The sequence below is a fragment of the Klebsiella ornithinolytica genome (assembly GCF_030505655.1).
Lineage (GTDB): Bacteria > Pseudomonadota > Gammaproteobacteria > Enterobacterales > Enterobacteriaceae > Klebsiella > Klebsiella ornithinolytica.
This window is the reverse complement of the sequence record NZ_CP130154.1, coordinates 223122-237848: the sequence shown is the minus strand read 5'-3', so window position 1 is coordinate 237848 and position 14727 is coordinate 223122. Positions and strand designations below refer to the sequence as shown.

At 45.1% G+C, this 14727-nt stretch carries 12 protein-coding genes; 7 read left to right on the top strand and 5 right to left on the bottom strand.

Features of this window, described 5'->3' with window-relative positions:
* Position 1 precedes the first annotated feature (1 nt).
* The 5 genes from Q1L34_RS27415 to Q1L34_RS27395 all read right to left on the bottom strand — a co-directional run bounded on the left by Q1L34_RS27415 (position 2) and on the right by Q1L34_RS27395 (position 4843).
* Positions 2 to 1411, bottom strand: coding sequence for a conjugal transfer protein TraH (locus Q1L34_RS27415; RefSeq protein WP_017900909.1), 1410 nt, complete (start codon positions 1409 to 1411; stop codon positions 2 to 4).
* On the bottom strand, positions 1401 to 2438 hold the full coding sequence (gene traF, locus Q1L34_RS27410; protein ID WP_017900908.1) for a conjugal transfer protein TraF: 1038 nt from the start codon (positions 2436 to 2438) through the stop codon (positions 1401 to 1403). Before traF ends, Q1L34_RS27415 begins: the two co-directional genes overlap by 11 nt.
* 372 nt (positions 2439 to 2810) lie before the next feature.
* Positions 2811 to 3353, bottom strand: coding sequence for a hypothetical protein (locus Q1L34_RS27405; protein ID WP_024266295.1), 543 nt, complete (start codon positions 3351 to 3353; stop codon positions 2811 to 2813).
* A gap of 16 nt (positions 3354 to 3369) precedes the next feature.
* Positions 3370 to 3894: a hypothetical protein gene (locus Q1L34_RS27400; RefSeq protein WP_017900906.1), complete on the bottom strand. Its 525-nt coding sequence runs from the start codon at positions 3892 to 3894 to the stop codon at positions 3370 to 3372.
* Between the two features lie 193 nt (positions 3895 to 4087).
* Positions 4088 to 4843 carry a hypothetical protein gene (locus Q1L34_RS27395; protein WP_017900905.1) on the bottom strand — a complete coding sequence of 252 codons (756 nt, stop codon included), beginning with the start codon at positions 4841 to 4843 and terminating at the stop codon, positions 4088 to 4090.
* A 609-nt stretch (positions 4844 to 5452) separates the two neighbouring features.
* Between Q1L34_RS27395 and mobI the strand changes: the two genes are divergently transcribed.
* From mobI to Q1L34_RS27360, 7 genes are read left to right on the top strand one after another with little or no spacing between them, the layout of a single operon-like run.
* The gene (mobI, locus tag Q1L34_RS27390) at positions 5453 to 5917 is read left to right on the top strand and encodes a conjugative transfer protein MobI(A/C) (protein WP_017900904.1); all 465 of its coding nucleotides are present in this window, start codon (positions 5453 to 5455) and stop codon (positions 5915 to 5917) included.
* Positions 5917 to 6726: a hypothetical protein gene (locus tag Q1L34_RS27385; RefSeq protein WP_014839910.1), complete on the top strand. Its 810-nt coding sequence runs from the start codon at positions 5917 to 5919 to the stop codon at positions 6724 to 6726. The genes mobI and Q1L34_RS27385 overlap by 1 nt, the downstream gene beginning before the upstream one ends.
* Before the next feature lie 14 nt (positions 6727 to 6740).
* A complete protein-coding gene (locus tag Q1L34_RS27380; protein WP_014839911.1) occupies positions 6741 to 9677 on the top strand; it encodes a TraI domain-containing protein in 2937 nt (978 codons plus the stop codon).
* On the top strand, positions 9667 to 11793 hold the full coding sequence (traD, locus tag Q1L34_RS27375; protein ID WP_014839912.1) for a conjugative transfer system coupling protein TraD: 2127 nt from the start codon (positions 9667 to 9669) through the stop codon (positions 11791 to 11793). Before Q1L34_RS27380 ends, traD begins: the two co-directional genes overlap by 11 nt.
* Before the next feature lie 2 nt (positions 11794 to 11795).
* Entirely contained in the window at positions 11796 to 12893 is a 1098-nt protein-coding gene (locus tag Q1L34_RS27370; protein WP_014839913.1) for a hypothetical protein, read from the top strand.
* Between the two features lie 12 nt (positions 12894 to 12905).
* The gene (locus Q1L34_RS27365; protein WP_024266292.1) at positions 12906 to 13580 is read left to right on the top strand and encodes an IncC plasmid conjugative DNA transfer DtrJ family protein; all 675 of its coding nucleotides are present in this window, start codon (positions 12906 to 12908) and stop codon (positions 13578 to 13580) included.
* A gap of 8 nt (positions 13581 to 13588) precedes the next feature.
* Positions 13589 to 14725: a S49 family peptidase gene (locus tag Q1L34_RS27360; protein ID WP_014839915.1), complete on the top strand. Its 1137-nt coding sequence runs from the start codon at positions 13589 to 13591 to the stop codon at positions 14723 to 14725.
* Positions 14726 to 14727: the final 2 nt, after the last annotated feature.

The window sequence follows — 14727 nt, the reverse complement described above, 5'->3', positions numbered from 1 at the left end:
ATCAGCCCCCGTTCCCGCTATCGCCATAGGTGCGTTTTTTAATGAATGCCATATCCCAGTAGGCCAGAACCGTTTTTTCCTCAGTATTCTGGATAGACTGTACTTCTGAAGCGCTGCGGATCTGATTTCTGAAGGTCTGGTTTATTTTGTCTAGTTGGTCCTTAAACGATGTCATCGCCTCTGAAGGCAAAGTCATATTTGTCATTTTATTCTGTACACTACTCAGCAACTCTATCGTGAAATTTTTTGCCGCGATCGTGCTGATATCTTTGATGTATTGAACACCCTCAGCAGCTGACAAGGTCTGAAGCGTAGGAATGATGTTATTAACACCTAACATGCTGATAAGTTTACGTTGGTCCTGCGTCAACTCAGTGTCATTCCTGACAGCCCGCTGAACTTCGAGCAATGTCTCAATAATGGTTTCAGACAGTCCTTTGAATTGAATAGACTCCTGACGCATTTCAAGACACTGTGCTTTCCTGTTACTGCGTAAATCAGGAGTTGGGTTACAAACATTTAACTTAACATTTCCTGTTCCTGTCCCCTTTATGAAATCAGCCGCTTTCATCGTAGGCGGGACGGGTGTTATCGCAGAATTTTCCCCATTACTATCCCAGCTGACGATAAGTGTTCCTGTAAGTGACATTATTTGTTCGGCCAATTTGTAACCTGTTAGTTCAGTCACGCCCCCTACATTTATATTGCCGTTATCAATGCTCATGAATCCCTGGTAAACAATATTACCGGCGTATTTTTCCTTAAATGCATCAGGATCTTTTGCATAGTTCTTTTTGTTTACTTCACTCGCAGGCTGACTCATGGTGCTACCAAAATCCGGGAATATACCTGATACCATGGAGTCAACAGCGCCGCCACCGAGCCCGATTTTCTCAGTAAACTCCTGAGGAGTGCCCAGTCCGTTTTGCAAAAACTCATAGGTCGCGTTACAGCTGTCTTTGGCAAATTTGTTCAGCGCAGCGAGCTTGTCCTGAATGTTCGCGATAATCGCTGCACAGTCGGCGCAGATAGCAGAAACTGCGGTGTTAAAAGCATATACCGCTGAGCCCTGTGCGATACCGCGTCCAATCTGTACAAGCTGATCACCGTTGATCATGCTGAAACTGCCGAGGAAAATATCAATACCGTTACACCCGACGCTGGCTTTCGGGAAACTGACGTTGACGAGGTTGGTATTCACCTGAGGCTGGCGGTATGAGAAGCTGCCGCCCACAGCTCCGACACGTGACGCCGTTCTGACTGAACCGGGATCAGTTGATGCAACCATACCTGTGAATATGCCTTCCATGACGTTGGCAGCATGGACCTGCTGCATTGAGTAAGCCCCAAAAAAAATGGCCGATAAAAGTAACTTTTTCAGGAAAGTTACTTTTGGAAAATTAGTAGCCACTAAAGCCCCCTTCATTTTCTGAGAAACGGGCATCTACCCGATCGGTTGTAGGCATGTCGTACTCACCGAGTTTTTTATCCATTAAGTTCTGAAGCAGATAAGGGTCCTGTTCATAGCTAACTTTGTTCACGGTCAGGACGTCTCTGTCGCCAATCGCATATTGCTTCTTAATGTCGAGCGTATTCTGGAATGTGGCCTCATCGAGGAGGTTCATTCCTCTGGCCGCAAGAATAATCGTATTTTTAAGTTCGTCTGCGGAAACAAGACCGGTACTGACACGTGTCGCCTGAGAGCCATCATTAGACATGAGATAAACAGTAGGAACTTCAGTAATGGCATACCGTTTAATCATATCCATCGTTGCCCTGCCATAGCGGGGAAATAAACCATTATGGAGAGGACGTCCGTCGATACTCACCGGCATAATGTCAACGTGATAATAATTCTGCATGAAATTAAGAATCTGGCTTTGTTCATGACAGTACTGGCAGGTGCTCTGGAAAAAGAAAAACAACCCGCCCTTCTGGAAAATGGAGGTCAGTGCTTTTTGCTGCTTATCTTCAAGACCGGCCCGGTGTGCATTTAAAGCAACTGTTTCAGTCGGCTGGCGTCTCTTTTCTGACATCATCGGATTACTGATGAAATAATCCCGGGTACGGTCAGAGAAACGGGTGGCAATATCAAGCATTAAACGTTGCGCAGTATAATAACGGGACAGGTTTTCGTCTGTCGGGTTATCCATTGCTGCATAACGGAGATTAAGCAGGTTTTCTTTCAGCCACCGGGAATCCAGCTTAAGTTCTTCATTCTTGTCCTGAGACGGCGAACCCGTTAAAGGCTGTTGCGGTTGTTCTTCTTCATCCTCAACCGGCTCTTTATCGTTATACCAGAAGAAACCTTTTTTCAGTGCCTGGCCGGAAACAAAAGGTGTATTCCCGACATACTGTGTTTCAGCCATGCTCATAGTGGAAAGCACCAGCAACGAACTAATGGCTGTTTTAAGGAAGAAAGTTTTTATGATCTGCATATGCTACCCCTCGATGGTTAGCATTATCATCCCATAAAAAAAAATTCGTTTTCTTCAATAAGGAAGGTGTTCTGTGCGAAATCTGAAATTTTTCTCACGGGCTGTTTCAGGCCGAACAATGGCGCAACATATCCGCGTCTGGCGAACCGGAGACAGACGCTGCTGGTAATGTATTAGCCTGACAGGTGAGTATTCCTGCTGACCTTCAAAGGGAAAACCGTATGGTGAATGAAGGAGTGCTTTTTCAAAGCAAAAAAAACAGGCAGGTATACAAAAATCGACCATGAACGCGAAAGCGATGACCTTTTTCTGCCTGAAAGGTCTACCCCAGGATGTGGCCGTTGATGAAATTTAAATGCAGAAAGAATGCGGTTAATCTTTCCTGACTTTGCCCGGGGATTTAAATCTGGACACTGTTTCTTCCGCCTGTATCAACAGCATCAACTGGTGAGATAAATTACAGTTTCTGGATGCAAGGATTTTCTCTATACGGGCCTTACGGTCCGGATTTTTTATCATCCGGAGAAAACGGGAAGGTCCCGAAAGATATTCGGCCAGACGAATGCTGACCGCTTCCGAACTGGCCGAAAACATGGCATCAAGTTCTTTTTCAAACCGGATCTTGCCGGATGGACAGGTGGCCCTTTTTAACGGCGTCAGCTCCTGAACGAGCTGCAAGATGCAATCAGGAAAATGGTTTTTGAGGTCATCTGTTTTTAACTCTGTATGGATGACCGGCAGGAATAAATAAGAAGCACAACGGACATTCAGGTCGGGCGAAATCGTACGCAACCGGTGATGGATCGAGTCTGAAAGATGAAAAAATCCTTGTTCATCTGAAGGCGTCGTTATTCCTGTTGATGCAAACGCGATATGACAGATAGTGCTTGCGGTGTGTAAAAGTTGATTTTCCATGAGTGATGAATGTCTTTTATTCAAAGGGAACAACGGGCTGCGAATAACGCATAATTGCTACTTTGCATTTTTTTGCGCTGCATGTCGGACAGGAGTCATATTTATCCGGCGCATGAATGAAGGGTTTTTTGCAGACCAGACAGTAGTCTTTATAATCCGCCTCACTCATCCCGTTGAGAACCTGAACTATCCTGTTAACCTGGAGCGGGTAGTATTCTGGCGAATATCCTGTCTGTATTAACAAATCAACCAGTGCATTAAAATCCATTTCTTTTGTGGATTCTGTAGGGTTTTGAGGTTCATATCCGAAAATATGTATTGCATTGTTCACAACAACGTTAGAGAGCAGCATCGCAGATTTTTCACCAAGCCACGACCCTACTCCTGATCTGGTATTCACTCCTTTGCGATACTCCAGTCTGTCAGCAACTTTACGGCCATACAAATGCGTTATCGTATATTTGTTAGCATCATATTCCAGTAACCTGATGGCTTTTGCCAGGCTATCCAGCTGGCTTACCTCACTCTTTTTTAAAACCATTATCCGTATTCTCCTTAACGTGACCCGGTACCGGGTCAGACGACCGGCTGAAAAAATGACTGCGTGTGGTTCTGAAAAGTAACTTTTTAACTAAATTCGTTCGGGGTCGTGTATTCGTTATCCTGTATGAACCATAATCACTCTGTCGCAATCCTGACTGACAGTGGTGAGTCAATATAAACCCACTGTGATACTAAAATTTCTTTAACTTCTCATACGACTCTTTCAGAGTGAACTCTACCCGTAAGTTTTCCATATTTTCTCTGGGTATAAATCCCTCAAGCAGATCAGCCAGTATCTCGTACCCCCACGCATAAACTTTGGAACCACGTCGACCGGTATCATAGGTTATAAACCGGGGAAAGAAGATCACATTCGTGACCTCAACGAATGCAGACATTTCTGTTTCAACCAACATCTGAAATGCATCATTTGACAGGGCTAAATAGGACTGGACAAAAGCAGGTTTAAATCTGGCGAGATTCCACAGATTAACGAGGAAGTTCATCTGTATAGAGACAATATTTTTCCGGAATAACTCAAGGTCGACAGGTTTGTAGACATAACTTTTCCCGCTTATTAATTCGCACGGGGCATTGGGTTTCAGCTCTGAACTGTCAAATGGTCGCCCGTATGCATCAAACTTCAGGTAATGCGAGTCATCCAGGATCAATTTGATCAACTCGCTCCATAAAACAGGTTTTCCGTTTACACGCGGAATTAACAGACTCCCGGGCCGTGCCTCTGATTGTGCAATTCGATTAAGACGAGTATCTGTAGATGGATGGAAAAAACGGCCTAGGAGGATATCGGGAATATAGCGATAATCCGACGCGAGTTCACGAGGCAACACGCTGAGCAGCTTTTGCTGACTCCGGATTAACTGTAACTCCGAACGGAGAAACGCTTTAATGACCGAGTCAGTCTGTACGTTTTGTTGTACGTCCATACGTTCTCCAGGACACTTTTGAGTCGATATCTTACTGCGCTACTTCTGCGCGTCAAAGGGGCTTTTATTATATCACAGCAACCCCGGCAGGGTGTAGAAAAAGTTATTCACAAATATTATAAAGCACTATCTGCATTTTAGTACCTCGTGTTAGATCATCGATTTTTTCACGTATATCATTAGACACTTTTATGCCAAAACTGGCGCAAACCATCATCTTTCATTGCTGCTTTTTTTAAAAAAATTCACCAATGGGAAAAAAACGTCATTTGTGAATTTTACCAAAATAGTGACCAATGGGCTGTGATTTTCCAGGTTTCGTCATGTGTGAATTTTCCCAAAATAGTCACTTATGTATAAGGGTAACTATTCCAGATTCGAAAAAAGTTACTTTTCTGGTACCCCCCCCCTCCGGAGTAAGGTTCTCTGTTCACTCAGTGGGCTCACGGTGCCCGGCTTGTAGGCGATATTCGTCTCAACACGTAAAAGTCACTTTTTTAGCCGTGGCAGTGTGCCCGCAGAAAAAAGTTAAAAAAAAATAAAATCACCCTTGTTATTCCTGAAAAATTTTTTTGAACTCCTGTAGCCTGTTTGTCTGGAGGAGTAGATATGAACCCGATAATTACCAATCATCAGGAAACCGTTATCGCGAACTCGGTACGATACATCGAGTTACTGAAGCTGGAAGCTTCAAAGGTTTTGGATGGATATTGGGCCGCCTGGAAGGCGCGAAACCAGTTGATATCACAAAACACGTATGCAAATGGCGGGAGATTTATTCCCGGCAGATACGCGCCAGTGTTACAAAAGGTCGGTTCATCGCAAAAACTGACTATTGTCTGGAAGGATTTTTCGCCCAGGTTCAAAAACAAAGTTGAACATTATGGGGTTGTTGTTAAACCGAAGCTGGGAGGCTACAGCGTTAGTTGTTTTAAAAAAGCGTTAGACTGGGAACTGGAGATGATCCAGGAGACAGAAAACAAAATTAAACCGATCCGTGAACTGCTTACGGAATGTCATCAACGAAAGCTAGCCGACATCAAAAGACTGGAAAAACTGAAGAGGTTATTATAATGGTCGACAACGTATCCCCTAAAAATGAACAGCGTAATCAACGGAACGCCGGTAACAACCGTCCTTTAGGGATGGTCATTTCAAAATTAAAGCCACTTTCCAGTGATTTTTATAATCATTTCCATGAAAAAAACAGAGCCTGCCTGCGTCAGTTCAACGCCATTTCTAATGCTATTTATAATATCTTCCGGCTGGTCGAAGGTGATCAGGCAACCAGCACCAAAGTTCAGAAATGGCTTTCCGGGGTTTATGACGAACTTTCTGGTAATGTCAATACGTACAAAGATCAGATTGACAAAAATGTCTCCAAACTCCCCATCGAAGATTCATCATTCGATGGATTTGACTATGAAGAATTTGAGATTCGCTGGAATCACCCATTAACCTATAAATTGCTGAACATTATCCAGACCATCAACGTACTGACTCGCCAGGCGCACCAGCTGTGGTTATATGGTCAGATATCTCAACAGATCCACGACCGTATTATCCTGCAACTCCTGAGCTCCCTTCGTGTCGCCATGGATAGCATCAGTAAAATACTGAACGCAGAAAATCGCGTGAATGGTAAATATGATGCATTGCCATTCATTCAAAGCATTAAGCGGTTTAAATCCGTCGAACTGTATATTGCGAGCCTCGAACCAAAACCCGATGCTGAGACGGAGCAGGCGTTAAAAAAAGAAGAAACGGTAGTCCAGAGTAAGACAGCTGATAAGGCCGAGAATACTGTCACTCCCGTTCCGGTAGTCCAGAGTAAGACAGCTGATAAAGCCGAGACTTCTGTCACTCCCGTTCAGGTTCAATAAACTCACAGGTTGATATGAGTATTATATCCAGGCTTTTTTATAAAATCAGGGTCGCCCTCTCAGGAGGGCATGACTACGACAGTATCTATGATACTGATGATGAGTATGATATCCCACACACGCCTAACAAGGACGTGCAAAGCTATCTTGACTATCCCAGCAAGCCTACGGGTATAACACTCTTTTCAGAGCGTGAAATCTTATCCGTCCATGCAAACCGGTTACAGGAAATCAATATGTATATCGGTTTGCCTAATTCAGACCTGAGTGAGGATGCCTATACTTTAACGAATCTGGTTATTAAGCCATTGATGGAATTTACGCGCTGGATTCACCTTTTACCTGCGTCTGAAAATCATCACCATGCTGGCACCGGTGGCCTGTTAACGCATAGTTTAGAAACTGCTTTTCTGGCTTTAAAATTTGCCTACAGTACTGAATTACGCCCCATTGGTTTACAGGATGAAGAGCAGATACGAAAACGTCGTTACCTTTATGCGGCCTTTATTTGCGGCCTGTTTCATGATGCAGGTAAGATATTTGATGTGGACGTTATTTCATCCACCCCGGGGGTTAACAGTACGTGGCGCCCTCTGTCGTCCAGTTTAATGGATTGGGCCAATGCAAACCGTATTCTGTCCTATGAGGTTATCTGGCGTAAAAGGCTGGCTAACGAGCATTCTGTACGGGCACCTGTATTCCTAGAACGCTGTTTAAACGATACGTGTCTTAATTATTTAAGTGACGTTGTCAAAGAGCGTTTGTACGATAAAATGCTGGCGGCATTAGGTAATTATACAACCAGTGATGATTTTATTTCGCGCTGTATGAGAACGGCTGACTGGCATTCTACCGGCACCGATACCAGCTATCGGTATGATAAACAATCCGGTATCCGGGCATCCGATACAGCTGCCCGAGCCGTCGCGATTCTGAAAGACAATATTAGTATTCTTAATATCAATGGATTTGATTCATCGTCTGAACGCTTTGATAAAAACTCGCCGCCTCCGGTCCATATTATGATTATTGGGGGCTCTGTTTACATCAACGAACATGCGGCCCTTGATTTCATTCTGGGTCAGTTTAAACACCTCAGAATTAACTTCCCGGATGGTGAAATTGGTCGCAAAGCCTTAACCGACCTTCTGTTAACCGGCGGCTATATAGAGCCTTACGGCGAACAACGGATAGCACACTTTTTCCATCGCGGTGATTTTTCAGAAACGGACATTCAAAGAATGTTTGATGAGGGAATCAAAGGCCTCAGCTGGTTCTCTCTTTTAAAAATTAAATGGGTAGGCTTCCTGTTTAAATACGATATCCTGCCAGAAAGTACGCCAGGCATTTTCAGCATTAACGACACGAACGACTATGTTTTTGTTGACCGCAAAGGGCATGACACGCTCTATGCACGCCCTCTTTCACATGGATCAAAATCAATTCGCCTTGGCGTAAATCAGTCATCTGATAATGCTCCAGTTTTAAACGCTGATAAACATCCTGTAGAGGATAGTAACAGTGCTGTTTTAGATTCTGATAACACTGCTGATGTTGAAGAAACCGAGGCGACAGCTGATGAGAATCAACCGAAACAGGAACCGGAAAGTACTCAAGAAACGGCACTGAACTCAGATGAACCAGAATGTAAAACAAATGAATCCGATACCAGGAAAACCGCTAAAAAACGCCGTAAAAAAGAAGAAATAAGTCCTGGCGAGTACATATCCAGACTCCAGCACCAGTTCAACAATAATGCAATTAATGCAAATGATCTGGTTTTAATCGATGGGGTCTTGTATGTGTCAGAGCACCATATTCGCTCTATTGCACCGCTTGATGAACCACGCTTAATGGGGTCCGGTCTCTTTGTACTTTCATTACGTTCAGGAAGTCTCGATGAAGAATTTAGCATCCCGTGCAACGACGGAAAACGATATGTCCAGTTAATTGACGAAGTATCGCTTGTTCAGTTACGCCATCAACCTGATATTAAAGAGGTTGAGATGCTGCCATTGCTTTCTGCTGATTTATTTGGTGGTGTGAAGTCCGAAAATGAAATGTTGTCTTTCTCTTTCCCGCCGCCACTGGTTATGGTGAATCCTGAGCCGCTCCCTCCTGAACGTTACGAAGAGGAAGCACCTGAACTGGACCACGCTGAACACGAACCGAATGGCATACCTCCAACCGAATATCCCGATGTTCAGGAAGAGGATGTTGAACAGTATTGGGATGATTACTCATCGTATTCTCATGGTGATAATTTTGGTTATAGTGAATCTGGTGCGATAAACCAAACCCGTGACAACATTGATGTTGATGTTGATGTTGATGTTGATGTAACGCAGGACAAAAAGTTACTTTCTGAGAGTACGCCTGATAATTTTGCCTCGGATACCGAACAATCTCCGGAGGATGTGGAGGCAGATTCAGATGAAGGTATCAGGGACATTAACAGCGATTTTGAAGCGTTATTTGCCCGTCAGAGTCAAATCGTCACTGATCCGGCTGTCGTCATTGCACACGACCTTGAGCAGTCAAAATCTCTTACGCCATCAGTTCCGGAGCAGGCTGACATCAGTAACAGCGAAACACTTCTCTCCGATATCGATACGATTATAAATCTCCTGAATCGAGTGAAGAACAACAATAATTCAGCGCATATAAGAGCATTGCAACGGGTCGTATTGGTCACTGATATCAATTTTTGTCTCCGTTTTAGAATTTTAGATGATGCAGTATCCTGGGGGCTCAGTCAGGATGAAATTCGTCAGTTAAATCTAGCGTTGGCTAATTTCCCGGTTGCCGCGTTAAAGATAACGATAGGACAAGCAATACGGCACTACATGATCCGCCTTGATGATCTTCAACAAGGCGCTTTGCGCAATAACATTTTTTACGAAGAATTTATTTCGTTTTTTAACCATCAGGACATAAGCAATGAAACGTAGAAGCCGAAACAATCTGCATACTCAGGAAATGCTTTACCGCCCTGCCCTTGAATTTCGTTCAGCGGTACTCCTGATACTATTTTCTATCTATGTCCTTATCGACTCCTGGACCAGCAAGAACGGAATCAGTGAAATCCCCTTCTATTGCTCTCTTGGTTTAATCGCTATGGCTTGCTGGAGGTTATGGAATGGTGTGCCTATCTTTAGAGCGCACTGGCGTTTATTTCATCGCACGATAGATTTTTTGTCGCTGGAAGACTTCCGGATGATTAATAACGCTCAATTTTTTGCAGATGACCGAAAGTACCAGAAACTGGTCGGTTTTCAGGCGTCTGGAGGAGCCCCCTCTAAAAAACTGGTTAACAAGCTCTTCCGTAAAAAAGAAAAAGTCGAGATCCCCCAGCGTACTACTTTTTTGTGTAATGGCTTCAAATGGGGACCTGAACACTCTGAACGTACCTATCAGGTACACAACCTTTCCAGTGATATGCATGAGGTTCAGTTACCTTTTATTCTGAATCCTGTTACTCGCCACTATCGAAAACTTGCGACTGAACTTGGTGGGAATTATTCAATTTTTGGTGTTGATAAGAAGGTGCCGATTTTCGTCAATGAAGAAAATTTCTTTGGTCATACCCTTATCACAGGAAACGTAGGGACAGGGAAAACGGTTCTCCAGCGTCTTCTTTCCAGTTCTATGCTTCATCTTGGGCACATCGTCCTCGTAGTGGACCCTAAAAACGATTACCAGTGGCAGGACGGGTTACAGGAAGAATGTGAAAGCCTTTGTAAGCCTTTCCTACATTTCCACGCAGGTAGTCCGTCCAGGTCTATTTCTTACGATGTCAGCGCTAACTATGTTAAGGATACAGACCTCTCGGCCCGTATTATGAGCATCATTGCTGGTACCGAAGGTGGTGAAGACCCGTTCTTACGTATCGCAGAGGGGCTTGTTACAACAGCTATTGGTGCGTTGAAGCTGGCTGGTACAAAACCAACTATCCAGAATATTTACTATGCAATCCGCTCAAAACAGGACCTGGTCGTTACCACCCGAAATGCGCTACGGGGTTTTTATATTTACCATCTCGGGCCGGAATGGCATTTAACGGTTCAGGTTTCCCCCAATCTTCCTCTTGCGGACGAAATTGAACTGCTGAAGAACTATTTCTTCAGCAACTACTTTGAAGATAACACCCCCAAAGTTATGCATGGTATGGATACGGTTCTGGAATGTTTCAAATACGTAACCGGTGATGAATCTCACTATTACAAAATTACAGCCAGCCTTATGCCAATGCTTAAGCGATTATCCCAGACTCCTATGGATATATTGCTTTCGGCGAACGATGTCGAGAACCCTAATCGAAACATCGTTAACAGCCATGGCCTTTTTAACAGTGGTGGTGTGCTCTATATTTCACTGGATGGCCTGTCTGACCCGGCAACTGCGCGGGACCTTTCCCAGCTAATTACTTCGGATATCGCCGCTGAGGCAGGTAGCCGCTATAACACGGCGACTGATTTGTCCGCAGCGCCAAGGGTTTCCATCTTTATCGATGAGGCCCATCAGGCCATTAATATGCAAATGATTAACCTGCTTGCCCAGGGGCGTGCGGCTAAGATCGCATTGTTCATCTCTACGCAGACGATTTCAGACTTTGTCTCGGCCACCAGCGCTGATACCGCTGACCGGTTGACGGGGCTTTGCAACAACTATATTTCCACACGAGTTACTGACGCGAAGACCCAGGAACTTGTCCTGACTAAAGTCGGCCAGGCTAATGTTTCGATGAACCAGGTGACTTACACCACCAGCACGGGCACTAAACAGTCCCATACAGATTTCAATGGCTCGATTTCCGAACGTAAGTCCACAACAATGGTGAGTGCAATTCCGCAGGAATTACTGTCAATGATACCGACCCTGCATTTCATCGCCTGCTTACAGGACGGGCGAAAAATCGTAGGCCAGATGCCTATTACGGTGCCGGGAAAATCAATGCGTAGAACCACAACTGTCATTGATATGATCACAACATCGCCCTTCAAACTTAAATTGAGACGTAATCTCGACGTTGAAGAAATACTAAGCAAATCCCAGAAGGTGGCCTGACTATGGAATGTAAACGAGTATCAAGAGCATCTTTGCTCGGTATGAACTCTTCGCAACCCAAATATATTTCACGTGCAAATAAGACACTGAAACAGTATGGCATTAATGTTGACGATGAGTGTCTCCCGGAAATATTGTCACGCTACGCCAGGAAGCTCACTGGTGACATTAGCAAGGTATACGCACAATACACAGTTGATAGTCTGGACGTAGTGGCCCGCACTCTGTCTGAGTTTTTTATTATCCGTCATAAGGTGACTATCGTTACGCACGATGAGCAAGAGATCGTCAGTAACTGGTCTGTATCTCAGGGACCATTCACCGCGTGGCTCAAAGAACTGTTGAATACCTGCATGGCAAAGAGCCATACAGTTGAGGTACAGATTGATGATAATCAGGAACGCATGGAATTTATCCAGCTTAATGCGGAGCGTCTTGGTTGGTACCTGTTGCCTGAGTTTATTGATATTGCAGGCTTCCTGCCCGTTTTCCTTGATATACCTGAACAGGTTGAATACCAGGTAATGCGGCGCAAGCGGCACGGTAAGGTGCCTGACATCCACCAGCACGATTTGGGTATTTTCGAAGAGGATGCGCTGATATCCGGTTTGAAAGAAAAGCTACTTTTCTGGAGTGACAACCTGAGCGACCCACACGATGAATACACGTCTCTTTTTAACCGTGTTATCGACCTTTCCATCCTGGGCAACCGCCACCAGCCAGCAATGTACCGCAAGAGCTGTATTATTCAGTCGTTCCTTGATGAGTTTTCCGCCTCGGTGCTGACTCTTCCCGTCCGCTTTAATGACGGTACTCTTCACGCACTCTGGACGCCATGGGCGGAGCCCTTTAGTCAGTTCTCGCGCTTGCGGCCGGTTGAAGAAGATACCGTATACATGCCAACCCCGGGACAGGTCCGCTGGATAAATGAAGATGTCCGCAGGAAAGTGACTTTTTCACTTATATCCCGGTTAATCGCATCGGATGACCTGGCGTGTTCGGGCATTCTTCATGGCTGGAAGAATCACTACCTCAACAGAGAAAGCAATATTCGCCTGGCAGCCCTTTGGGCAGAGCTGTTCACAAATAAAACTGACTGACAGAGGTGTAAAATGGCTGGAAAGGATATGTCGGCGCAGAGAATGACGATGATCCGGTTCGGTTTAGGGCTGGGTCTGTTGATTTATTTTCTGTTTAACGTTTACCTGGAAGACACCAATAAGCTTTATAAAGATATCAGCGCAGAGGTGAAATCCAGCAAGTTGCTTATGGATGTGGAGAGATGGCAGGATGTCACGCGAAGAACGGAAAAGACGTTTAATTACTTTTTCGTCGAATTAAATTTTACAGGGTACCTGAATAAGTGGCTATTACCCGAGGACGATAAAACCAAACCGGCGCGGGGGATGAACCTTGCGGCAAACAAATTCATGAGCCCGAACTACAACGCCGCCCGAAACGTCCCGTTAATGGCGTATCAGGCAATTTACCGTTGGTATTTGCTGGTTGGCTGGTTTTTCACGTTCCTGCCGTTGATGATTGCTTTGGCACTGGATGGTTATTACCAGTGGAAAATGAAGAGATTTGTTTTCGGCGATGTTACAATTCAGCTTTATCGCCTCTGGTTCCGTTCTCTGTCGATAATCAGTGTATTGATAGTTGCATATCTTGTTATCCCTAATTTGAATTTATTTAACGGGCTGACACAGTATTTTCCGCCGCTTGCACTGGCGTTGCTTGCTATTGCCATTAACCGGCTTCTTGCGCATTACCAAAAACTCATGTGAGGAAATACATGTTCAAAAAAAAACCACCTCAACCTGAAACAGGCTCTGTTCAGGATGTGGTATCGCGTGAAAGTAAGAAGTTTTACCGACTGTATAAATCGCACGTATTATCAAAAATGGCCCTGACGATTATTGGTATTGGGTTTGCTGGTTACAGTGGTTTCACCATGTATCAGGATAAACAGAAAAACGGTAAGGGAGCCGACCATATCGCAGTTATCCGTATCCATGGAGAAATGGGCACGGGTTCGCCAACGGGCGACGGCGTTATCATTGCCCGCGCTTTACGTGAAGCGTGGGATAACCCGCATGCTAAAGCGATCCTGATTGAGGCTGAATCGGGCGGTGGCGGCCCGTCTGACGCCATTAATATTTACCGTGAGATAAACGAGCTTCGCAATTCCCTCCATGGAGCGCCGGGGCTGACGATTGAGGATTCTGACCCTACAGCGTCATCAAATAAAAAGGAAGTTCCACCAGCGGCTAATGACGCTGTTAAACAGGCATTATTGAAAGCTGTTGGTACCGGTAAAGGGAAGCTGCCAGCTGCTGCCCGTGACGTCCGTCCGATAATTGTCAGCATTAAGAATATGTGTGCCTCGGCCTGCTATTACGCGGCTTCTCCGGCTGATGCGGTTTATGCGGACCCAAACGCCATTATCGGTAGTATCGGCGTGCGCATGGACCACTGGGATGTGTCAAAGATTATGGACCGTCTTGGAGTGGCTAACGAGCCGTTAACGGCCGGTGCCTGGAAGGCTTCGCTTGACCCATGGCGTCCGATTGACGACGAAACCAAAGCGTTTCTGCATAGTGAGCTACTCGACAAAATGCATGAGCAGTTTATCAGTGATGTCGAAGCTGGTCGGGCAGGAAAGTTACTTTCTCGTGAGCAGGCTGATAAAGAACAACTGTACACGGGGAGATTCTGGTTGGGCGACCGTGCTAAAGCGTTTGGTCTTATCGATGACACAGCCACCAGCACAGAAGTGCGTGAACGACTGAGTATTGTTTACGGAACCACGCGGTTCCGCGACTACAACGCGCCTAAAGCATCGTTAAGCAGCATGTTAGGATTGTCACTGGACGTAAACCTGAAAGAGGCTTTATCCGGTGCGCTTAACGCCACCAGCACGGTGAGGTAGCG